General features: G+C 70.6%; 17 protein-coding genes. 13 read left to right on the top strand and 4 right to left on the bottom strand.

The features are described from left to right. Nucleotides 1-128 precede the first annotated feature (128 nt). From SNOUR_RS46695 to SNOUR_RS39460, 3 genes are all read right to left on the bottom strand, one after another. A complete protein-coding gene (locus SNOUR_RS46695; protein WP_159426026.1) occupies nucleotides 129-647 on the bottom strand; it encodes a helix-turn-helix transcriptional regulator in 519 nt (172 codons plus the stop codon). A gap of 545 nt (nucleotides 648-1,192) precedes the next feature. Further along, nucleotides 1,193-1,402, bottom strand: a complete 210-nt coding sequence (locus SNOUR_RS39465) for a cold-shock protein (protein ID WP_067356923.1) — start codon at nucleotides 1,400-1,402, stop codon at nucleotides 1,193-1,195. A gap of 286 nt (nucleotides 1,403-1,688) precedes the next feature. Then, entirely contained in the window at nucleotides 1,689-2,444 is a 756-nt protein-coding gene (locus SNOUR_RS39460) for an alpha/beta fold hydrolase (protein WP_067356921.1), read from the bottom strand. A gap of 332 nt (nucleotides 2,445-2,776) precedes the next feature. Here SNOUR_RS39460 and SNOUR_RS39455 point away from each other — a divergent pair, with 332 nt between their 5' ends. Continuing rightward, complete coding sequence (locus SNOUR_RS39455) at nucleotides 2,777-3,970, top strand: FAD-dependent oxidoreductase (protein WP_159426025.1); 1,194 nt, start codon at nucleotides 2,777-2,779, stop codon at nucleotides 3,968-3,970. Nucleotides 3,971-4,171: 201 nt separating this feature from the next. Here SNOUR_RS39455 and SNOUR_RS39450 read toward each other — a convergent pair whose 3' ends face one another. Next, nucleotides 4,172-4,693: a hypothetical protein gene (locus SNOUR_RS39450; RefSeq protein ID WP_099055760.1), complete on the bottom strand. Its 522-nt coding sequence runs from the start codon at nucleotides 4,691-4,693 to the stop codon at nucleotides 4,172-4,174. Between the two features lie 277 nt (nucleotides 4,694-4,970). Here SNOUR_RS39450 and SNOUR_RS39445 point away from each other — a divergent pair, with 277 nt between their 5' ends. The 12 genes from SNOUR_RS39445 to SNOUR_RS39390 all read left to right on the top strand — a co-directional run bounded on the left by SNOUR_RS39445 (nucleotide 4,971) and on the right by SNOUR_RS39390 (nucleotide 22,626). Beyond that, nucleotides 4,971-5,810 carry a patatin-like phospholipase family protein gene (locus SNOUR_RS39445; protein WP_067356917.1) on the top strand — a complete coding sequence of 280 codons (840 nt, stop codon included), beginning with the start codon at nucleotides 4,971-4,973 and terminating at the stop codon, nucleotides 5,808-5,810. Nucleotides 5,811-6,387: 577 nt separating this feature from the next. Then, on the top strand, nucleotides 6,388-7,107 hold the full coding sequence (locus tag SNOUR_RS39440) for a thioesterase II family protein (protein ID WP_312635457.1): 720 nt from the start codon (nucleotides 6,388-6,390) through the stop codon (nucleotides 7,105-7,107). Between the two features lie 303 nt (nucleotides 7,108-7,410). Continuing rightward, entirely contained in the window at nucleotides 7,411-8,298 is an 888-nt protein-coding gene (locus SNOUR_RS39435) for a beta-ketoacyl-[acyl-carrier-protein] synthase family protein (protein ID WP_067356914.1), read from the top strand. Nucleotides 8,299-8,333: 35 nt separating this feature from the next. Continuing rightward, nucleotides 8,334-10,505, top strand: coding sequence for an iron-containing redox enzyme family protein (locus tag SNOUR_RS39430; protein ID WP_067356912.1), 2,172 nt, complete (start codon nucleotides 8,334-8,336; stop codon nucleotides 10,503-10,505). Next, a complete protein-coding gene (locus tag SNOUR_RS39425) occupies nucleotides 10,505-11,689 on the top strand; it encodes an acyl-CoA dehydrogenase family protein (protein WP_067356909.1) in 1,185 nt (394 codons plus the stop codon). Before SNOUR_RS39430 ends, SNOUR_RS39425 begins: the two co-directional genes overlap by 1 nt. Next, nucleotides 11,686-12,792: a cytochrome P450 gene (locus SNOUR_RS44940; RefSeq protein ID WP_067356907.1), complete on the top strand. Its 1,107-nt coding sequence runs from the start codon at nucleotides 11,686-11,688 to the stop codon at nucleotides 12,790-12,792. The genes SNOUR_RS39425 and SNOUR_RS44940 overlap by 4 nt, the downstream gene beginning before the upstream one ends. A 184-nt stretch (nucleotides 12,793-12,976) precedes the next feature. Next, complete coding sequence (locus tag SNOUR_RS39415) at nucleotides 12,977-14,281, top strand: lysine N(6)-hydroxylase/L-ornithine N(5)-oxygenase family protein (protein ID WP_067356904.1); 1,305 nt, start codon at nucleotides 12,977-12,979, stop codon at nucleotides 14,279-14,281. Between the two features lies 1 nt (nucleotide 14,282). Next, complete coding sequence (locus SNOUR_RS39410) at nucleotides 14,283-15,350, top strand: NAD(P)/FAD-dependent oxidoreductase (protein WP_067356901.1); 1,068 nt, start codon at nucleotides 14,283-14,285, stop codon at nucleotides 15,348-15,350. Beyond that, on the top strand, nucleotides 15,347-17,581 hold the full coding sequence (locus SNOUR_RS39405) for a class I tRNA ligase family protein (RefSeq protein WP_067356899.1): 2,235 nt from the start codon (nucleotides 15,347-15,349) through the stop codon (nucleotides 17,579-17,581). Before SNOUR_RS39410 ends, SNOUR_RS39405 begins: the two co-directional genes overlap by 4 nt. Continuing rightward, complete coding sequence (locus SNOUR_RS39400; RefSeq protein WP_067356897.1) at nucleotides 17,578-20,880, top strand: non-ribosomal peptide synthetase; 3,303 nt, start codon at nucleotides 17,578-17,580, stop codon at nucleotides 20,878-20,880. Before SNOUR_RS39405 ends, SNOUR_RS39400 begins: the two co-directional genes overlap by 4 nt. Continuing rightward, complete coding sequence (locus SNOUR_RS39395; RefSeq protein ID WP_067356894.1) at nucleotides 20,877-22,376, top strand: AMP-binding protein; 1,500 nt, start codon at nucleotides 20,877-20,879, stop codon at nucleotides 22,374-22,376. The genes SNOUR_RS39400 and SNOUR_RS39395 overlap by 4 nt, the downstream gene beginning before the upstream one ends. Next, a complete protein-coding gene (locus tag SNOUR_RS39390; protein ID WP_039639508.1) occupies nucleotides 22,369-22,626 on the top strand; it encodes an acyl carrier protein in 258 nt (85 codons plus the stop codon). Before SNOUR_RS39395 ends, SNOUR_RS39390 begins: the two co-directional genes overlap by 8 nt. The last annotated feature ends 129 nt before the right edge of the window (nucleotides 22,627-22,755 follow it).

Here is a 22,755-nt window from a genome sequence, read left to right as displayed (position 1 = left end):
GTCAGACGACCGTCGAGTGTCCGTTGCCCCTACAATGCGGCCGCCGCCCGGGGCGCGTGAGAACGGTGGGACGAAAGTCCCGAGATGATGTCGCGCCCGACGTCCCGGAATCGGGGACTTGACCGCTGTCAGCTCGACTGGCAGCCGAGCATCAGTTGCAGTCGCGCCTCTCTGGCGACGCGGGCCAGGCGCATGGGTCCGGAGATGGCGCACTTCGCTCGGATCCGGCGGACGTATGTCTCCACCGTGCCGACGGCCACGCCCATCCGACGGGCCGCCTGCGCGTGGGTGAGCCCGATGGCCAGATAGCCGAGCAACTCCGCCTCCCGCGGCGCCAGTTTCGGGGTGACCGGCCTGCTGTTGCCGCGGATCAGGTCCGCCACCGGTCGGTGCAGATAGGTGTGGCCGCGGGCCACGCGCAGCACTGCCTCCCGGAACGCCTTCGCGTCGGCGTCCGTGGTCAGATAGCCGTCGGCTCCGGCATCGAGCAGGGCCAGGGCTGCCGCCGTGGTGACCGATGTGCACAACAGCACCAAACGGCAGACGACGGCCAGGTCATGGGCCAGTCGCAGCAGGCCCAGGTCCCGCCGCGAGTGGAGACCGAGGACGAGCACGTCGTAACCGGACAGCTCGTCGACCGCCGGCATCTCCGAGAAACAGCGTATCGACCGGATCTCGGGTGTGGATGCGAACATCGGCGGGATTCCGCGGCGGATGACCGGGGCCTCGTCCACCACCGCGACGGAGATTCCCGCGTACCGGCAGGCTTGCCGATCCCTCGGACGAGGTAAGCCAACAGACTCGTGCTCCACTACCATCTCATGCTCCCTTGCGATGAATTCACGACTGCCCCGGGGCATGCGGGGCAGAACGGATTCCCATCGGCCGGCCACTCCTCGGTGGCGATGCCTTGCTTCGTCAGGGGTCGGTGAAAGCGAATATCTTTCAGGGAATTCCCGGCTCATTGCGCCAACAGGCAGAGAAGCCCTGCGGTGGACACTTCACCAAGGCTCGGGCCACGTGGCCCGGCGTTCCCGGGGATCTCACTCGCATGGGTGATCAAGGTCTCGTGGCAGCCGGTGATCACGCGCTTCCACGACCGAGGTCACACCTGAGCAGAACAGCGGGCCCGCACCGGGGCCAGCCGATCAGCTGACCCCGGTACGGGCCCCTCACCGCCCCAGAGGGGCGCCTACTCCGAGCGGATCCTGCCGGCCTGCCTCCCCTTGTGCCCCTGAACGGCTCCGAAGGAGACCTTCCGCCCGTCCTTCAGGGACTTGAAGCCGTGTCCCTCGATCGCCCGGAAATGAACGTACAGATCGGGCCCGGATTCCGGCGTGATGAAGCCATATCCCTTTTCATCGTTGAACCACTTCACGGTTCCGTTCTGGCGTTCGGCCACAGATTTCCCCAATCACCAGTAAGCAGTCATCGGCGTCGGCATCCGCATCCGCAAAGCCAAAAAGCAGCATGGCACGCGACTACCTATGAGACGGCAGAACAGCCCATAAACCACCCGAGAAGGGATGGCAGGTGCAGTCCTCGACGGAAACGTCGGACACCGGGCTCATCGCACCGGCCGCAGCGGGAAACAGATGGTGACTGGCTGCCGGCTCGACGGACCGGGGAGCGGTCGGCACGCGGTCCTCGTGACGCGCCGACCGGTCATCAGTCGCACCGCCTGGTGATCAGGCGCGCAGGAAGGCTTCCAGGGCGGTTGCGAAGGCCACGGGGAGTTCGTACATCGGGTAGTGGCCGGAGTTGGGCAGGGTCTCCAGTTCCGCCTGTGGGTAGTGGGTCAGCCAGGTGCGGCGCATCGCCTCGGCGTTGAGGGCGAGGTCGTGTTCGCCGACGAAGACCTTCACCGGGAGGGTGTTGCCGGCGACTTTGGCTGCGAAGTCCTGGGTGGTCCAGTCGGTCAGGTAGGCGGCGACGGCCTCCGGCCGGGAGACGTCGACCGAGCGTGCCGTCATGGCGTCCAGCCAGCGGTCGCACGCCCGGTGGCCGGTGACCAGGTCGAGGATGGCCCGCCGGTTGGGCGGGTTCTGCGCCGCACTGTGGAAGAGGTCGTAGGCGTCGCCCTCCAGTACGTAGGCACTCGCCGGGACCGGGGCGACCCCGACCAGTTTGCGGACGCGACGCGGCGCCTCGACCAGGACGCGTTGTGCCGCCTTGCCGCCCATCGAGTGCCCGATCACGGAGAACGTGTCCCAGCCCAGTTGGTCGGCCAGGTCGAGCGCGTCCGTGGCGATCTCGGCGAGGGTGAACCGACCGTCCACGTCCCGCCGGTCTCCGTAGCCGCGGTAGTCGAGGAAGGCGTAGGTGAACTCCTTCGGGTCCAGGTAGTCGAGGAACGGGCCCCAGGCCGCGCTGGTGCCGAACCAGTCGTGCAGCACCAGGACCTTGTGCGCGCCGGAACCGATGGCGCGGTGACTGACCGTCATGTCGAGAGCTCCCGTCGCGTGGAGTGGCGGCCGATACCTTCCCGCTCAGCGCGCCGCTACGCGGCCGCTCCCCCGGATGCCCGATCGACTGCCCGAGTCGGCGCGGGCCGGTCCGCGGCCCCCTGCGACAGCAGCCGGACAGAAGGCCAGACAGAAGCCGCACTGCCGGGCGCGACGGCGCTCGCGGTGCCGGGACTGCGCCCCCTTGCTTCCGTGCTGACGCAACGTGTCCGGATGCTCACGGCATTCGGAATATCCGTCGGCTCATCGGGGCAGGGAAGGCCCCTGGAACAGTGAGGTTCGGCCCGTGGTGGGAAGGGAGCAGTATGCGCATGGGTAGGGGCGTCCGACATGCGGTGGTGATCGGAGCGGGCATGGCGGGTCTCGCCGCCGCCCGTGTCCTGGCCGACAGTTGCGAGGCCGTCACCGTCATCGAACGCGACACGCTTCCCCGCGGGTCCGCACCCAGAGCAGGGGCGCCGCAGGGACACCACGTCCATGGCCTGCTGGCCCTTGGGGCCGAGGTGTTCGAGGGGTATTTCCCCGGACTCCGGGCCGAGCTGGAACAGGCCGGTGCGCCGGTGTGGGACTGGGGCGAAGGTCTGTGCGCCGTGCTGCCCAACGGAACCCCGCCCCCCACACCGATGGGCATGCCGATCCAGACGTTCTCCCGCCCCTTCCTGGAACACGCCCTGCGTCGCCGGGTGAGGGCGTTGGAGCCCGTCACGTTACGAGACGGACTGACCGTCACCGGGCTGCGCACCGCCGGCCCCGGCAAGGTCGTCGGCGTGCGCGTCAAGGACGGCGACGGCGGACAGGCCCCGCCGTCATGGATGGGTGTGCTGCAACCCCTGCGCGCCCCCGACTTCCACAAGGGCTGCTACGCGATCCAGATCGAGAACAAGGCACTCCACGTCACCCTGCACGGCGCCAACGGGACTCAACTGCCCCACGATGACGAGGACTTCCTCGCCTACGCCAAGACGTTGCGCGGCCCCATCGCCGACGTCATCGCCTCCCTCACCCCCACTTCCGCCGTGCGCCGCTACGCCCGTACGGTCAACCGAAGGGTCGCCTACCACCGCCTTTCCCGCTGGCCTGACGGGCTGATCGCCCTGGGCGACTCGGTGTGCGCCTTCAACCCCGCCTACGGGCAAGGCATGACAGTCGCCGCCCTGGAAGCTCGCCTCCTGGACCAGATGCTCCGCGGTCGGCGCACCCGCATGCCGCTCGACGGGCGGGTCTTCCAGCAGCGGCTGGCTCGCATCACCGCCTCCTCATGGCTGATGGCGACCATCCCCGACCGTGCCTGGGAAAGGTCACGGACCGCCTGGCCCGTCAAGGCCGGCAACTGGTTCATGAACCGTCTGATCGACACCGTCCCGCACGATCCGCGGCTCTACACCGCCTTCTCCGGCCTCTTCCACATGACTGCGGGGCCCCTGACGCTGGCCGACCCACGCCTACTGTCCCGGGTGCTCATCGGCCCGCGCCCGGGCACAAGCCTGCGCGCGGCCGCGGCCTGAATCCGTTGCCGCGGGTGGAGCGGTGGGCACCCTGGATCCGGACGGGCGGTGGTCCGCGCGCGGATCAGCGCGGCGATCCGAGGCGAAACGGCGATGTCAGGGCGGCGATTTCGGTGCGTCGTCGCGTTGTTGCGTCCGGCGCTGACGGCCGCCTTCCGCGGCCGTCAGCGCCGGACGGAAGTCCTGCCCGTCGATTCCGGGTCAGCCGATGCCGACCTTGGACAGGGCGGTGGTCCAGTCGGTGGCGATGGCGCTGCGTGCGGCGTCGAGTTGGACGGTGCCGTTGCACACCGCCGTCTTCAGCTTGTTCTCCACGGAGTCCTTGCTGGCCGCCGGCTCATCGCCGTAGCGGGGCTCGGGCCACAGGTTCTTCGGGTCGCGCGGTGCGCCGCCCAGTTCGAGGGGGACGAGGTGGTCTTCCTCGTAGTCGGCGGTGTCGGTGTCGGAGTAGCCGTACTCGCCGATCTGCTTGATCTTGAGGGGGGTGGTGTAGGAGACCGGCGGGCGAACGGTCTTGGTCCAACCAGGCACACAGATCGTCGACTGGATCGTGGACTGGGTGACGTCGGGGTTGTAGGCGCCGGGCTGGCAAGCGGCGTCGGGCAGCGGCAGGTACGACTGGGAACAGGTGGCTGCGTGGGCGCTGCCGGTGGTGAGGGTGAATCCGGCGACGGTGAGGGCGACGGCCGTTATCGCAGAGGAGAGTCGTTTCTTCGATCGCATGGGTGCTCCATGTGGGGGATGGCCCGGCAGGGTCCCGGGCACGTGGCGCCATGGCAGCAGCCGCACGGTCTATGCGGGTAGATGCCGGTGATGAACAAAAGATGTCCATGCCGTTTTCTGACCGTCCGGTGGCCGACTATTGGCCAACTCATGCCCTACGTAAGGTGTTTTCGCGTCGCATCGGATCGAACTCGACCGGCGGCAAGCTGACGGGACGTGATCCATGCCGGTCGTGCGCGCCATTCCCACTCCCGCATTCCAGGCATACGATCGCCGGATGACTCGACGTGGGCTGGTACTCGGCAGCGGCGGTGTGGCGGGAGTGGCGTGGCAAACGGGGCTGTTGGCCGGGCTTCTCGAAGGAGGCGTCGACGTCCTGGATGCGGATGTGGTCGTCGGCACCTCCGCCGGGTCGACGGTGGCCGCACAGATCACCAGCGGACTCCCGCTCGGAGATCTGCTCGCCCGCCAGGTCGATCCGGCCCTGCAGGCTCCCGAACTCTCGCCCGTCCTCGACGCCGACGACCGCTTGATGCTGTTGCTCGATGCGCACGACGGAGCCACGGACGCCCTCGACGTGCGGCGTCGGATCGGAGCCATGGCACTGGCGGCGCCGACCATCACGGAAGCCGAGCGGCGCGCCGTGATCGAGGCCCGGCTGCCGTCCCGCAGTTGGCCCGAGTCCGGGCTGAGGATCGTGGCCGTGGACGGGGAGTCCGGTGCGGAGCGGGTGTTCGACGCGGCTTCGGGCGTCGATCTCGTGGATGCCGTGGCGGCGAGCTCCGCGGTTCCCGGAGCCTGGCCGCCAGTCACGATCGAGGGGCGTCGCTACATCGACGGCAGTACCCGCACGGCGGAGAACGCCGATGTCGCCGCGGGATGCGAGCGGATCCTCGTACTCCAGGTCATGCAGATTCCCGGCAACTCCGACCTCGACGAGCAGGTCGCCGCGTTGCGTGAGCGGGGGGCGAGGGTCACGGTGATCCGCCCGGACGACACCGCGGCGTCGGCGATCGGCCCGGACGTGCTCGACCCGGCAGTGCGGGAGGCGTCGGCGCGCGCCGGCCACGAGCAGGGGCTGCGTGCGGCGGCGTCGGCAGGCACATTCTGGCGTTAGGCCGCGCCCGGGGACGAGCGGACGGCGCCTGGGGACGGCTGGCGCGACGCGTGCAAGCAGTGGGCGAGGCGACTCGGACGCCTCGGTGGATGCCACCGTCGCAGCCGGGACGTACTGCCTGCGCTCCGTCGTCGCCAGGCCGTCAAGCGAACGACCAAGCCATCTTGTGGACTTGTGTGGGCGCCACATTGCCGGCCCGCGTCGCGAGGGAACCGCAGGGCGACGTGGGGTGACTGGCCGGGTGGCGGCCGTCCGCCGGCCGTCGACCTGCGGGGTTCACGTCGATCGTCGACGGATGTTTCGTCTTTCGGTGTACCTGTGAGCGTTTTGATCATGGCTTGATCTCTACTCCCGGATTCCGGCTGCGCATTCCTCTCCGTGGCCGGGATTTGCCGACTTGGAGCCTTCTCCGAAGCTTTACAAACAAGGTTGCTACGTCTTGACAACAACATGCTGCGGCCATCAATAATCGGTGCCCGGATGATCCGCCAGTCGACCCGCGGTCGACCGATGAGCGTGCGCCAGAGTTCGCTGCACTGACCACGACCTTGTTGTGCGACAGAAGCGAGGAACACCGGTGGAATCGTGGTTCGACATGGCCCGTGCCGTGCCATCGGGGTGGCCCCGTACCTACTGCTTTGCGCATGCCGGTGGCCGGGCGCAGGCGTTTGTGGAATGGCAGGAGGCGTTGGCCGGAGTGACCGCCCTGGTAGCGGTCACTCCGCCCGAGCGCACCGACATCGCCACCGTATGCGACAGGGTCGCCGAGCTGATCGCCGCCCAACGCACCGGCCCGTTTCTGCTGTTCGGGCACAGCCTCGGGGGACTGATCGCCTTCGAGGTGGCCCGCAGGCTCGGCAACCGGCCCGCGCATCTGATCGCTTCCGGCTGTGTGGCGCCGAGCCTGCATCCGACGGCGCGGATGGTCGAGGTGGCGGGGCTCAGCGGGCAGAGCCTCACCGAAGCGCTCGCCGTCTACGGCGGGTTGCGGCCGGAGATTCTGGCCGACCCGGAACTGCAGGACTTCATACTCCCCGACATCCGCGCCGACTTCGAAATGGTCGCAAGGTATCGGTATCGCCCCGCCGCCGCGCTGCCGTTCGGTGTCTCGCTCGTCAATGGCGACGACGATCCGTTGGTCCACCGCGATGACCTGGTGGACTGGTCGCGGGAGTGCACGGGGAAGCCCGACACGCGCTGGGCGACGGGTGGGCACTTCTTTTTCGAGGACCACCCCGAAGCGGTCACCGAAGTAATCCGCCGGGCGGCGGAGGCGTTGCCGGTCGAACTGATTTAGGTCCCGGCAGCGAATGAGAAAGGGAAGCATGACCGACCAACACCGTAATGCCGTCGCGTTTGCCGAACCACATCGATTAGCGGACCACTTCTTCCACGGGCGCGCCGACCTCGACGAGACCACCCACCGCCCGCGGGCAGGCTCCCAGGCCGGTGCGGATGGGCCGCTCCACGCACCGGCGTTGGCGAGGGTGGCGTCGACCGCGGTGCCGGACGCGGCAACCGAACCGGCGGGGCCCGGCACGTTCGGTTTCGCCATGTCGGCACCGGGCCGTGCCGGATCCCACGTTCTGCCGAGCGGGTCATGACCCCCGTCCACCTCGTCTCCCCCGGCTATGTGCTCGGCGAGATCGCGCAGGCACATGACGAGATTCCCGGCTTCGCCGCGCGTGCCCGGGAGTACGGCATGCAGCCGGACGCCGGGCTGTGGGGTTGGGGCACGGTCCATCGCACCGAGAGAGCGTTGGAGGAGTTGGTCGTCGAGGCCGGCAAGGCGGTCGTCGGCTCGGCGGACGTGGACTTCCTGGTGGTGTGCTCGACGCGGTTCCCCGGCGACGCGCACACCCATGGCGGGTTCATGGAGACGGTCCTGAACGGCCTCGGCCTCGACTGCCCGTTCCTCGGCCTGACCCTCAACCGCTGCACCAATCTGGTGAGCGGGCTCGGTGTGGCCGAGGCCCTGGTCCGAAGCGGCGCGTACCGCAACGTCCTGGTGATCACCGCGGACCGCTGCGCCTCGGAGTCCGCCCGGATGGAGAACTTCGCCCTCTTCAGCGACGGCGCCGCCGGGTGCCTGGTCACCGCGCACCCGGGCGAGTACGAGGTCCTGGGCTCGGCGAGTGCGCAGGACCCCGGGGCGCTGGAGTGGCACAACGAAATCAGCGCGGACCTGTCGCGACAGGTCAACGACCTTCTGCTGGCTCCGCACGGACTGGTCCCGGGCGACCTGGCCGGCGTGTTGCACAACAACCTCTACGTGCCGATCGTCGTGATGAAGGAACGTTTGGCCGGATTCACGCCCGCACAACTCGACACCACCAACACCGCCAGAACCGGCCACTGCTTCGCCGCAGACCCGCTGATCAATCTCGTCGACCGCCGCACCGAGCCGGGCGGGTACTACCTGCTCGCCGCGAGCGTGCCGGGTTCCCGCGCCGCCGTGTTGCTGCGCAAGGCCCCATCACGGCCCTGATCCGCACCGTCCGAGGCCAGTGTCCGGAGGTATCCATGTCTGCTTTCGCCCTGCCCGACACGTTCGTCGTAGCGCCCCTGTCCACTTCCGAGTTCGACCCGGCTGCCGTCGCGGCGGCCGGCGAGGTGATCGCCGCGGGCCCTGAGGCCGTCTACCACCGTCTGGTCGGCGACCAGGAGTCGGAGGTGGTGTTCCTCCTCGCCCGGCATGTGCTGAATGGTTTCTCCACCTGTGCGCGGGGGCCCTCCGACCACACAGCGGAGGTGCCCGGGTCCGACCTGATCGCTGAGCGGACGGCCCAGGTGCGTCGGCAGATCGCCGCGATGCTGCAACCGCTGCGCGACGCCGAACCTCGGGTGCGCGAGGCCGTGGTGGCCCAGCGGGCGCCCCTGGCGCTGATCGGCGGCTGCTGGCTGGACTCGGTGTCCCAGCCCGCCACCCAGCCTTCGACCGCGGTCAACCACCTGATACGCCATCAGTTCGCCTGGCGCGGCGAGGGCAATCCGCGGCGCGCCCTGCACCAGGTGCGCGGGCACGCCCTGGAGGAACTGGGCGTCTACCTGCCGGACGTCACGGCCCCCGACTTCCTGCAACGGGCCGAGTCGCGCCCGCTCACCGCATGGCACGGCGCCTACTACCTGAGCCTGGCCAGGCTACCCGCCACGTTCCTGCCCGAGGTGGTCGGCACCCACTACGTCGTGGCGGCTCTCGGCATCGACGAACTGCTGCTCGGCACCCGGCCCATGCTCGACGCGGCGGATCTGCGGGCCGCCCTCGCCGACTACCTCGCACTGGCCCCGGCGCCGGTCAGCAGCAGAGTGGCGGCCGCGGTCGCACAGGCACTGGCCAGGGAGTTGGAGCACGCACGGCTGCTCGTCGACGTCGCCGCCTGGCATGCCGACCTCTCGCTGGACGCGCAGGTCGCGCGGATCGTGGCCAGGCACGCCCCGTTCGCGGGCAAGCAGCACCGCAACGTCCGCGTCGGCGGCCTGCCGCTGACCGAGCGGTTCGCCGATCCCGACTTCGACCTGGCCGCGTTCGTCGACGACTTCCGGAGCTCACGCCAGTTGCAGCCGCGTGCGGGCGGCTGCCGCTTCCTGCGGGCCATCAAGTTCGGCGGCCCCATGTTCGGCATCTTCGACGCGCGGGAGGCGGCGACCTTCGAGCAGTGGGCCGCGGCGATCGCGGCCGGGGAACTGCCCGACGTCGCACTCACCCCGAACACGGCCGGTGACGAGGCCGCACGCGCACTCGCGGAAGCGATCGGCGCGCCCCCGCCGGACATACGCCTGAAGGCCGCGGTCCGCAACGACGACCGCGACTTCCTGCACCGGCTGGTCAACATCGAGAACTTCCCCAACGCCCTGGCCCTCGCGCGCGCCCATGTCGAGGAGGGACTGGCCCGCGCCGAGCTGCTGTTCACCCACGGCGGCGACGGCGTCCTCACCGACGCGAGCTGGTTCGACTACTCGCCCTCAGCCCTCAACGCACGCGTCGACCGGATCTACTGGGACAAGCTGGTCGACCCGTACCGGCCGCTGACCGAGATCCCGGACCGCGACGAGGTCGTCTTCGGTCAGAAGACCTTCGCGCTCGGCAGCATGATCGACGGCGCGTGGGCGCACCGCATCGGCGCAACGGGCCGCTTCACCCGCCGCAGCGACGGCATGCTCTACTCGATCTACGCCGACGAGATGGGTCGCGGCGACGTCACCAAGAACCACATCACGCTGATCTACCAGGTGCTCGCGAGCATGGGGATCGAGGTGCCGCATCTGCGCGAGGCCGCCTTCCTCGACCAGGACGAACTGCCCGACCACCTCTACGGGTTCTCGCTGTTCCAGCTCAGTCTCGCGCTGTTCCCGGACTCCCGCTACGACGAGATCCTCGGCTACAACCTGGGCATCGAGATGTTCGGACTGGGCACCATGCGCATGCATGAGATGCAGAAGCTGCGCCACCACGGCTTCGACGTCGCCTACGAGGAGGCGCATCTGTCCATCGACAACGTCTCCGCCGGTCACGCGCGCCAGTCGGCCGAGCTCATCATCGCCTATCTGCACGACGTGGCGCAGTTGTCCGGGGCCGACGCGGTGCCGGCGCACTGGCGGCGCATCTGGCGCGGTTACGCCTCCTTCGCCTACTTCATCGAGCACGAACTGGTGGCCGGCCTCGCCCGGCACGAGTCCGCGGACGTGATCATCTGATGCCCTCCCCCACCACCGTCCCCAGCACCTTCGACACCCATCTCCTCGCCCTGCCGCTGTACGAGGACCACCACCGCGAGCTGGCCCAACGCCTGGTGACCTGGTGCGCCGAGCAGCGGGAGGTGCTGGCCGGCGCCGGGCGGCCGGAAGCGGTCGGCCGGCGCGTCCTGCGCGCGCTCGGGGACGGAGGTTGGCTGGCGTTCCTCGACGGTGGCCCCGACGACTATCGCGCACTGTGCCTGGCCCGGGAGGCGCTGGCCTACGCCGACGACCTCGCCGACTACGCGTTCTCCATCCAGGCACTGTCGGCCACCCCGCTCCGCCGGTTCGGCACCGACGAGCAGCGCCGCCGGTATCTGCCGGGACTGGCCGCCGGCACCCTGTGCGGCGCCTTCGCGGTGTCGGAGGAGGCCGCGGGTTCGGACGTCGCCGCGATCGGGCTGACGGCGCGCGAGACCGCATCCGGCTGGCTGCTCAACGGTGCCAAGGCGTGGATCGCCAACGCGGGCATCGCCGATGTGTACACGGTGATCGCACGGACCGGCCCGGGGCCGGGCGCGTTCGGACTCAGCGCGTTCCTCGTCCCCTCGGACACCCCCGGTCTGCGCGTCGAGCCGGTGCCGATGATCGCCCCGCGAGCCCTCGGTCATCTGGTCCTCGACGACTGTGCGTTGCCTCCGGAGGCGTTGCTCGGCGCCCGTGGCGGCGGGTACCCGATCGCGATGGAGGTGCTGGGCCGGTTCCGGATGACGGTCGGCGCCGCCGCACTCGGCTTCGCGCGCCGGGCCGCCGATGCGGCGCTGGCCAGGTCTCGGGAGCGGCCCATGCAGGGCGGGAAGCTGTTCGATCTGCCGACCGTGCGCGCCGCCTTCGCCGAGATGGAGGTCAAGCTCGACGCGGCCGCGCTGCTGGTGGCCCGGTCTGCCTGGGAGATCGACCGGGGCAGTCCCCGCTACGCCCGGCACTCCTCGGTGGCCAAGCTCTACGCCACCGAGGCCGCCCAGCAGATCGTGGACAGCGCGGTGCAGCTCTTCGGCGCGGCCGGACTGGTCCACGACAGCCTGTTGGAACGGCTGTACCGACAGATCAGGTCGCTGCGGATCTACGAGGGCTCGTCGGAGGTCCAGCGGGCGATCATCGCGGCGGCGATCGATCCGGACCGGGCGCCCCGGAGCGCATCATGACGCGGTCGGGTCCGGCGACGCTCGGCGCGGCGGCCACCCATCCCGATCCCTATCCGTTCTACGCCGGTCTGGTGGCCGAGCGGCCCTTCGGCCGTGACGCCGACAGCGGACTGTGGGTGGCGGCCGGCGCGGCGGCGGTGTCCGAGGTGCTCGCCGATCCGGTCCTTCGGGTCCGGCCGAGCGCCGAGCCGGTGCCGCGCGGCATCGTGGGCACCCCGGCCGGCGACGTGTTCGGCGAGCTGGTCCGGATGACCGACGGCGCCGCGCAGGCGCAGCGCAGGCGGAGCCTGATCGCGGCGCTGGACGCGGTCACCGAGGAGCGGGTCGTCGCACTGGCCGGGGAGCAGGCCGCCCGTGCGACCGACTGGTGGGACCTGCAGTTCGGCGTGCCCGTACGGGTGGTGGCCGCGCTGCTGGGCGCGGGCGGGGACGTCCCGGTCGAGGCGGCCCGGCTGATCGGTGACTTCGTCCGCTGCATCCCGGCCTCGGCCACCGCCGAGGACCAGGCCGCCGCGGCCGTGGCGGCCGGGCGTCTGCTGGACCTGCTCGGCCCGCAGCTGCGTGCCGGGGGTGGTGGTCTGCTCGACGCACTGGTCCGCTTGTCCGCGCGTGATGGTTGGCCGCAGCCCGCCCCGCTCCTGGCCAATGTGATCGGCCTGCTCTCGCAGACCTACGACGCCACGGCGGGCCTGATCGGCAACACCCTGCTCGCGCTGGCCCGGCACGGCCGGCCGGACGATCCGGCGGCCTTCGTCGCGGAGGTGGTCCGGCACGACGCGCCCATCCAGAACACGCGTCGGTTCGCGGCCGGTGACACCACCGTCGCCGGTCACCACGTCCCGGCGGGCGCGACGATCGTGCTGCTGCTCGCCGCGGCCAACCGCGACCCGCTGGCCAATCCCGATCCGCACGCCTTCCGCCCCGGCCGGGCGGATCCGCAGGTGTTCACCTTCGGCCGGGGAGCCCACCGGTGCCCCGGCCGTGCCCTGGCCACCGCGATCACCGTCGGCGTGGCCTCCACGGTGACCGCGGCGCCCGTCCACGAGGGTCACCACCCCTCGTTCAACGCCCGCATCCCCGTCCTGAAAGGCCAGTTCCCATGACCCGATTACGGCTCAGGCACGCGGTGCGCGGCAGTGCGCGAAGGGCGCCGCGGACACCGGCCGACGTGCCCGCGACGCCGTGGCCCGGCGCCTGCCCGGCGCTCCGTCGGCCGTCCTCCCCACACCCCAGCGGGAGCGCCACCGGACTCACGAAGTCCTCGACCGGAAACGGGGGCGACGCACAATGATCGACAAGAATCACCACAGTGTGCTCGGCATCGGTGTCGGACCGGCCAACCTCAGCCTGGCCGCGCTGCTCTATCCGCACCGCGACCTGCCGAGTCTGTTCCTCGACCGCAAGGAAGCCTTCAGCTGGCACGACGGCCAGCAGATCCCCGGCACCACACTCCAGGTCACGATGCTCAAGGACCTGGTCAGCCTGGCCGATCCGACCAGCAAGTTCTCCTTCCTCAACTACCTGCACGACCAGGGGCGGATCTACCACTTCGTCAACGCCCAGTTCGACGCCGTGCCGCGACAGGAGTTCCGCAACTACCTGGAGTGGGCGAGCTGGCGGATGAAGAACATCGTCTTCGGGGAGGATGTGCAGTCGATCGACTTCGACGGTGTCTTCCGGGTGCACACCGACGAGCGGGTGCTGACCGCGGACAACATCGCCGTGGGCGTCGGCAACCGGCCCTGGATCCCGCCGGCCGCGCAAGCCGGGCACTCCCGCAGCCAGTTCCATGTGTGCGACTTCGTCGAGCGGGCCGTCGACCTCGGCGGCAAGCGCGTCGTGGTGGTGGGCGGCGGGCAGTCGGGCGCCGAGGCGTACCTCGACCTGATCTCCCGCGAGGGCGACCAACTGCCCAGCCGGGTCTCGTGGTTCTCCCGACGCCGCAACTTCCTGCCGATCGACGATTCGCCGTTCACCAACGACTACTACATGCCGTGCTATTCGGAGTACTTCTACGGCCTGGAACGCGCGACCCGTGAGCGGATCAACCAGGAGAACGTCCTGTCCAGCGACGGCATCTCCGAGCCGACGCTGCGCGCGATCTACCAGCGCATCTACCACCACCGGTTCATCGCGCGCTCGCCCGGCCTGGTCCGGCTGTACCCGAACCGTGAGATCACCCGGGTGGCCAGGGCCGGTGCGGGGTGGGAGCTGACGGTGGTCAACAGCGACCGCCCCGACCAGCCGCAGCGCGTGACCGCCGACGTGATCGTCTGGTCCACCGGCTTCCGTTCCGGACTGCTGGACCTGCTGGCCCCGCTGACCGACCGGCTGGAGTGCGACGACGGCGAGTACCAGGTGGACCGGGACTTCGCGGTGCGCTGGGACGGCCCGCCGGACCGCAACATCTTCGTCCAGAACGCGACCCCCGCCCAACGCGGGCTCGCCGACAAGAACCTGAGCCTGCTGGCGTGGCGCAGTCAGCGCATCGTCGACCGTCTGCGCGGTGTGCAGCGGGAAGAACAGCTCTCCTCCTTCGTCGCGTGGGCGGACGAAGGCAGCGAGGAGGGCGAGTTGCGAGGGAGGGTGTGAGATGAGTCTGGGCACAGTCGCGGTGATCGGTGGCGGCATCATCGGCTGCCTGGTGGCCCGACGGATCGTCCACGAGCACCCGGCGAGCACGGTGCTGCTCCTGGACCGGGATCAGGTGGGCTGCGGCGCCAGCCGACGCTCGGCCGGACTGCACTTCCCGCGCGGCACGACCGAGCGCGTGCGCCGCATGTCGGAATTCAGCCAGGAGTTCTACGAGCAGCTCAGGGCCGACCGGCCCGCCGTGCCGATCCATCCGGTCGGCATGTCGCTGGTGTCGCGGGCCGACCGCGACGAGTTGGAGAGGATCTACGCCCGACCGGTCCGCCGGGACGACGCCCCGGCCGCGCTCGACGCCTGCGGCGCCGAGGTCCGCGTACCACCGAGTGCGTCGGTGTGGGACGTCCCGGGCGCGCAGTACGCCGATGTGCACCGCCTGGTCCAGGCACTGGTATCCGAGTTGCGCCCGCGCGTCGACGTGCGCGAGGGGGTCCGGGTCACCGCGTTGGAGCCCGACGAGGGCGGTGTGCGGCTCGGGCTCGGTACGGGTGAGCGGTTGACGGTCGACCGGGTGGTGTTGGCGCCGGGACCCTGGCTGGGCGAACCCGCGTGGGCCGAGCGGGTGGCGCCGCTGGGAGCCCGGGTCAAGCGGATCGTCGCCCTGCACATCGAGCACCCCGCGGACGCGAAGGACCGGGCGGTCGTCTTTCACGACGAGGACGCCTTCCTGCTCCCGCTGGCCTACCGCGGGCACTGGCTGTTCAGCTACACCTGTCAGGACTGGGACGTCGATCCCGACCGGGTCGGCGTCGGTCTGGCCGCGCACGACGTGGAGCAGGCCCGCGCATGCCTGGGCCGGTTCGCGCCCGCGCTCGCCTCGCGCTGCACGACCGGCCGGGTCTTCTGCGATGCCTACAGCACGTCCCGACAGCCCTTGCTGCGCCGACTCGACCCGGACGGCCGGGTGGTGTTCGCAGGCGCGGCCAACGGATCCGGATATCGCCTCGCCCCGGCCATCGCCGCCGAGGCGGTCCAGTTGATCGACCAGAGTGTGAAGGGGAGTCTGCGTTGAGAATCGACACCTTCGACCCCGCGACGCTCAGCGATGCCTTCGGGATCGACATGAGCACGATCGACCTGCCCGGTGTCGCCGGGTTGGGTGCGGGGTGGGGCCGGGTGCCGCCGGGCGGGCGCTCCGAGCCGCACCAGCACGACGAGATCGAGATGTTCGTCATCGTGTCCGGCACCGGCGAGATCGTGGTGGACGGGGCGCGCCACCCGGTGGGCCCGGGCACCGTCGTCAAGTTCGACCCGTTCGAGACCCACGTGATCGACAACACCGGTGACGGCGACGTGGTGTTCGTGACCTGCTACTGGCGCGAGTCCCGGCACGCCGGCGAGGTGGCCGCGCGTCCCGGCCGCCGGCGTTTCGGGCAGCGTCCGGTGTTCGTCTTCTCCACCCCGCCGACCCCCAACGGCGACCTGCACCTGGGGCACCTGTCCGGGCCGTACCTCGGCGCGGACGCGTTCGTCCGGTTCCAGCGCATGAACGGGGTGCGGGCCTGGCATCTGACCGGCAGCGACGACCACCAGAGCTATGTGGTGGCCAAGGCGGCGCAGGAGGGGAGCACTCCCGAGCAGGTCGCCGCGCACTACGGCGCCGAGATCGCCAGGACGCTGGAGTCGATGGACATCCGGCCCGACCAGTTCACGGTGACCCGTACGGACGCCGGATACCGCCAGGGCCTGCGCGACTTCTTCGCCGCGTTGGAGACGTCCGGCCAGGTGGCCCGGCGCGAACTGCCGGCGCTGTTCGACGGGAAGACCGGCCGCTACCTCTACGAGGTCGACGTGTCCGGGACCTGCCCGTCCTGCGAGGCCGGCACCAACGGCAACATCTGCGAGGAGTGCGGCGAGCCCAACACCGTCGCCGACCTCGTCGAGGCACGGAGCCGGCACTCGGACACGGTGCGGGCCGAGGGCCTGGCCCGGCACGCGCTGCCGCTGCACGAGTTCCGCGAGGACGTCGCCCGGCACCACCAACTCGGCCGGGTCCCCGCCCGGCTGCGCGAACTGGCCCAACGGGTCTTCGCCCGGGAGACCTTCGATCTGCCGCTGACCCACCCCGCGCAGTGGGGCGTCGCCCCGCGGGACGCCGATGACCAGGTGATCTGGGTGTGGCCGGAGATGTCGTACGGCTTCCTGCACGGCATCGGGCAGCTCGGCGCCCGGATCGGCGAGCAGTGGCAGGCGCACAAGCCGGAGCAGGACTGGAAGATCGTCCACTTCTTCGGCTACGACAACAGCTTCTACCACGCGATCCTCTACCCGGTGCTGTACCAACTGGCGTTCCCGCACTGGCAGCCGGACATCGACTACCACGTCAACGAGTTCTATCTGCTGGACAACCAGAAGTTCTCCACCAGCCGGCGGCACGCGGTGTGGGGCAAGGACCTGCTGTGCCCGGAGACGGTGGACGCGGTGCGGTTCTACCTCTCCCGTACGCGCCCGGAGGGCGAGCGCACCAACTTCGAACGGGACGCCTACACCGCGACCGTGCGCGAGGTGCTGATCGAGGGCTGGCAGGGCTGGCTCGACGACCTCGACCGGCGGCTGAAGGCACGCTACGGCGGTGTGGTGCCGGACGCCGGGACCTGGACGCCCGAGCACACCGCGTTCTACGCCCGGCTCGGCAGGCGCCTGGCGGCCGTGACCGCGCACCTGGGGCAGGACGGGTTCTCGCTGCGGGCGGCCACCGCCGAGCTGGAGGGCATCGTCACCGACGCGCGGGAGTTCGCCGGGCGTGAGGCGGGGCTCGCCGACGCGGCCGGCTGGCAGTCGGAGAACCGCACGGCGATGGCGTTGGAAGTCGCAGCGGCCCGGCTGCTGTCCAGGGTCGCCACACCGGTCATGCCACGCTTCGCCGGGCGCCTCGCCGCGCTGCTCGGCGAGCGCGAGCAGACCTGGCCCACCACCGTGGACCTGGTTCCGGCCGGGACCGAAGTGGACCTGGGCGGGCAGGTGTTCTTCGCCGCCGAGCCGACATCGGCGCAGCCGGCGGAGGCGGCGCCGGACCCGCTGCCCTGGCTCGCCGACCTGGTCCGTACGACGCTGGGCCTGCCCGCGGAGGCCGTGGTGGCCGACAAGACCCTGCTCGAACTCGGCGCGTCCTCGTTGCAGGCGGTCGCGGTGCAGTACCAGATCCTGGAACGACTGGACCTCGACATACCGATGGCGGAGCTGCTCTCCGAGCGGAACATCGGCACGCTCGGCCGCGACCTGGCCCAGGAGGTGGCCCGATGAGCGACTACCTGGCGGTGTTGGAGGAGATCGGCGCCCGCGGTCTGAATCTCGTGGCGGCCGGCCAGGACCTGCGGCTGCAGGGGCCCCGCGAGCGCGTGGACGCCGATCTCGTCGGCCGGATCAAGGCCGTCAAGGCCGAGCTGTTGGCCCATCTCACCCCGGATCCCGGGTTCGCGCTGACGCCGTTGCAGCGGGGCTATCTCGCCGGCCGCGACGAGGTGTTCGAGCTGGGCAACGTGGCCAGTTACGTCTACCACGAGATCGAGGGGCGCTGGGACGTCGATCGGCTCCAGGACGCGCTCGACGCCGTGGTCGCGCGGCACGACTGCCTGCGCTCCCGGTTCACCCCGGCACAGACCCAGGTCCGGCAGCCGCCGGTGCGGGTCCGCATCGACCAGGTCGACCTGCGGGACGACGACGGCACCGGGCTGGCCGCGCAACGCGCGCGCTGGACCCACCGGATGCTGCCGACCGTCCAGGCCCCGCTGCTGGCGGCCGAGGTGTCGCTGCTGGCCGGTGACCGCATGCTGCTGCATGTCGGGCACGACGGCCTGGTCATGGACGGGATCAGCATGTTCCTGTTCTTCCGCGAGTGGTGGGCGCACTACCGGCGGGAGCGGCCACCGGTCGACGAGGAAGCCTCCTTCGAGTCCTATGTGGCCGCGCTGGAGGCCGCCCGCACCCGCAAGCCCTACGCCCGGGCCAAGGCGTACTGGCTGGAACGCCTGGAGAGCGGCACCTTGTACGGGCACCCGCAACTCCCGCTGGCCAAGAGCCCCTCCGCGATCACCGCACCGCGCTTCACCCAGCGGGTCGTGCGGGTGCCGGCGCCCCGCTGGACGGTCCTCAAGGAACACGCCGCCGCGGCCGGTGTCACCCCGTCCGGGCTGTTGTTCGCCGCCTATGCCGAGACCCTGGCCTGTTGGGGTGCCGGCCCGCGGTTCACGCTGACCACCACGGTGGCCAACCGGCCGCCGATCCACCCGCGCATCCTGGAGTCGATCGGGCAGTACAGCGACCCGGTCCTCGTCTCGGTCGAGCTGGACCGCGGCGTGCCGTTCGCCGAGCGGGCCAAGGCGCTGCAGGAGCGGCTGCGCACCGACGTGGACAACCGACACTTCTCCGGCGTCGAGGTGCTGCGGGAGCTGGGCCTGCGCAGCGGCGGGCAGCCCCGCATGCCGTTCACCTTCAACAGCGCCATCGGCTATCCGCTCGCGGACGTGGACGGTTCCGCGCTGGAGCTGTTCGGGCCCGAGGTGCACACCGTCAGCCAGACACCGCAGACCTGGCTGAACGTGTTCGCCATGGAGCAGCACGGCGGCGTGGTCGTCCAACTCGACGGCGTCGACGAGCTGTTCCCGTCGGGCCTGCTGGACGATCTGGCGCAGGGGTACCAGCACCTGCTCGACCGGCTCGCCGACGGCGGCGAGTGGCACAACCACTGGTTCGACCTGCTCCCCGCCGAGCAGCGGGCGCGCCGGCACGCCGCCAACGACACCGACCGGCCACGGCCGCTGGAGCTGCTGCACGCGCCATTCGCCGCCCAGGCGCGCCGCACTCCCGGGGCGCCGGCGGTGATCACCTCGACCGGGGAGCTCAGTTACGCCGAGCTGTATCGGCGGGCCTGTGCCGTGGCGGCCTGGCTGCGCGACCGCGGCGTGGGTCGTGAGGAACTCGTCGGCCTGGTCATGACGCGGGGCCCCGAGCAGATCGTCGGCATCATGGGCACCCTCATGGCGGGCGCGGCCTATCTGCCCGTCGACGCCGATCTGCCCGCGCGCCGGCAGCGGGAGCTGCTCGACGGCGGCGAGGTGCGGTGCGTGCTCACCAACGCCGGCTGGAGCGACCCGGCCGACCGCCGACCGGTGCTGGCGCTGGACCGCGACACCGCACCCGGCGACGGGCCGGCCCCCTCCCCCGTCCCCGGGGCGAACCCCGACGACCTCGCCTACGTGCTGCCCACCTCGGGCACGGTCGGCACGCCCAAGGGCGTCATGGTCAGCCACCGCAGCGTGGCCAACGTCGTCGCGGACTGCAGCCGCCGTTTCGGCGTCGGTCCGCACGACCGGCTGTTCGCGGTCAGCGCGTTCAGCTTCGACCTCTCCGTCTACGACGTGTTCGGGGCGCTCTCCGTCGGTGCCGCACTGGTCATGCCCGACCACGACAGGGCCGCCGACCCCGGGCACTGGCTGGCGATGTGCGAGCGCGGAAGGGTCACGGTGTGGAACTCGGTGCCACAGGTCGTGGCGCTGCTGCACGACCAGGCGCGCGCGGACGGCCTCGCGCCCCTGGCCGACCTGCGGTTGGTGATGATGAGCGGCGACCGGATCCCGTCGGAACTGCCGGCGGCCCTGCGTGCGAGCCTGCCGGATCTCGACGTGGTCGCGCTCGGCGGTCCGACCGAGACGACGATCTGGAACGTCGTCCACCCGATCGGTCCGGACGACGACGGCTCGCAGCCGATTCCCTACGGGCGGCCCAACGACAACAACACGGCGTACGTGCTCGACGAGGACGGCCTGGACCTGCCGGACTGGGTACCCGGTGAGATCTTCGCCGCGGGCACCGGCCTGGCCCGCGGGTACTGGAAGGACGAGCGGGCGACCGGCGAGAAGTTCCACCACGACCGGCGGCGGGGGGTGCGGATGTACCGCACCGGCGACCGCGGTCGCTATCTGCCGTCCGGGGAGATCGACATCCTCGGCCGCGCGGACTTCCAGATCAAGCTCAACGGCTACCGCATCGAACCGGGCGAGATCGAGACGCGCCTGGTCGCGCTGCCCGGCGTCCGGCAGGCGGTGGTGGTCCGCCGGCCCGGCAGCCGCGGCGATCAGTTGGTCGCGCACCTGGTGCCGGGCGAGGGCGATCATCCGGTGCCCGACGGCGAGCGGCGGCGCCTGGAGGACGAGCTGCGCGCGGCGCTGCACGAGCAACTGCCCGCGTACATGGTTCCGTCCGTCGTGGTGTGGCACGAGCGGTTGCCGCTGACCGCGAACGGCAAGGTCGACCGATCGCAGCTGGCCACGGACGAGGCGCTCCCCGCCGAGCCCGCCCCGTCCGGCGACACCGCACTGGCGGAGGGCGTCGAACAGGAACTGGCCGAGCTGTGGGCGGGCGTGCTCAAGCTGCCCGAGGTGGACGCGCTGACCCCGCTGACCGAACTCGGCGCCGACTCGCTCGCCGCGGCACGCATCCTGGCCGGGGTGCGCAAGCGGTACAAGGTCACCATTCCCCTCTCGGAGCTGGTCCGGCTCAACACGGTGCGGGCCATGGCCGCGCGGATCGGACGGGCCGCATGAGCGTCGTCAACCAGGTGATCAGCGGCCCCCCGCAGCCGGGCAATCGCCTGTCCGTGGCCCGGCTCGGTGCCCTGGAGTCATGGGATCTGACCGAGGTCTGGGAGATGTCGGGCCGGGTCGCCGGGCACCTGCTCGACCTGGGCGTCCGGCCGGGTGACCGGATCGGCGTCCTCGCGGCGAACTCGCTGGAGTGGGTGCTGCTCGATCTGGCCGCACTGCGGATCAAGGCGGTGACCGCCGGATTCGACCCGGGCAAGTTCGACTCGACCGGGGCCGAACTCGCCGCCCGCTACGGCCTCGCGGTGCTCTTCACCGACCAGCACGAGACGGCCGAGCGGGTGCGCCCGATCACCGAGCTGCGCGGGCTCGCCCCCGCGAAGGCGGAGCTGCCGACGGTGCCGTGGGAACCCGGCGAGGCACCCGCGCTGAAGTTCACCTCCGGCAGCAGCGGCCCCGCCAAGTCGCTGCTGGCCAGTGCGGGAAGCATCGACAGCTCGCTCGCCGCGGTGCAGGAGATCTTCGCCCACGGCCCCGGCGACGACCTCTTCGTCTTCCTCCCGCTCTCCCTGCTCCAGCAGCGCTACTGGGTGTACTCGGCGTTCGTGTTCGGACACGACATCACGATCAGCACCTACGAAGCGGCGTTCGCCACCCTGCGCACGACGCGGCCGACGGTGGTGATGGGCGTGCCCGGCTTCTACGAGACGGTGCGCGCCCACATGCAGGCCGGCACCGCCCGCACCGGCGCCGCGCCCGCCGACCTGGCCACCGAGGTCTTCGGCGACCGGATCCGCTATCTCTGGACCGGCTCGGCACCCGCGAACCCGGCCACCCTGCGGTACTTCACCGACGCCGGGTTGCCGATCTTCGAGGGCTACGGGCTCAACGAGACCTGCATCGTGACCAAGAACCATCCCGGCGGGCACCGGCCGGGCAGCGTCGGCCGGGTGCTGCCGGGAAAGGAGGTGCTCATCGACGCGGACGGCGTGATCCACGTCCGCAGCGAACAGCCGGTGGCCACCCGCTACGAGCACGCGGAAGCGGGCGACTCGGAGAAGATGTTCCGGCCCGGCGGGGTCGTGCGCACAGGTGACGTCGGCCATCTCGACGAGGACGGCTATCTGTTCGTGCACGGCCGGGCCGACGACGTGATCGTGCTGGAGAACGGCAAGAAGATCGTCGTGCGGCGGATCGAGGAACGCCTCAAGAGCCATCCGGCGATCGAGGACTGCGTGGTGACCAACCCGTCCCAGCGGCAGCTCGTCGCCATCGTCTCCCCCAGCACCTACCCGATGGACACCGCGCTGGTCGCGGCGGCGCTGAAGGAGGCCAACGCCGCCCTGGACCACGACGAACAGCTCGCCAAGGCCGTTCTGGCGGAGCGGTTCACCATCGACAACGGGCTGCTGGGCTCCCAGTTCAAGCCCCGTCGCAAGGAGATCGAGGCGCGGTACCGCGGCCTCGTCGTCGACCCCGAGGAGGGAATTCGTGCCTGACGCGATCGAAACGGCGGCCCGCTCCGCGTTGGCCCAGGTCCTGCCGCAGGACCTGCCGCCCGAGGCCATCGACCCCGACGCGGATCTGGAACACCTCGGCCTGACCTCGCTGAACAAGGTGCTGTTCCTGACCTCGGTGTGCGACCGGGTCCAGGTCGGGCTGCACCACTTCACCGAACACGACCTCGCCGCGATGCGCACCCTGGGGCAGGTCGTCACCGCACTGTCCCGGCACGCCGAGGTGCACTGAACCGCGCCGCGGCGACGATGTCCGCACCCCGGTGAACCGGGAACCCGACATCACCTGCCCCCTCACCACCATCCACCCACACGTCAACTTGTATTTTTCTGTGGGCAGTTGGCAGTGGACACCGTTCCG

Source organism: Streptomyces noursei ATCC 11455, assembly GCF_001704275.1.
Taxonomy (GTDB): domain Bacteria; phylum Actinomycetota; class Actinomycetes; order Streptomycetales; family Streptomycetaceae; genus Streptomyces; species Streptomyces noursei.
The sequence above is the reverse complement of the archived record's forward strand: the minus strand, read 5'-3'. Positions and strand labels throughout refer to the sequence as shown.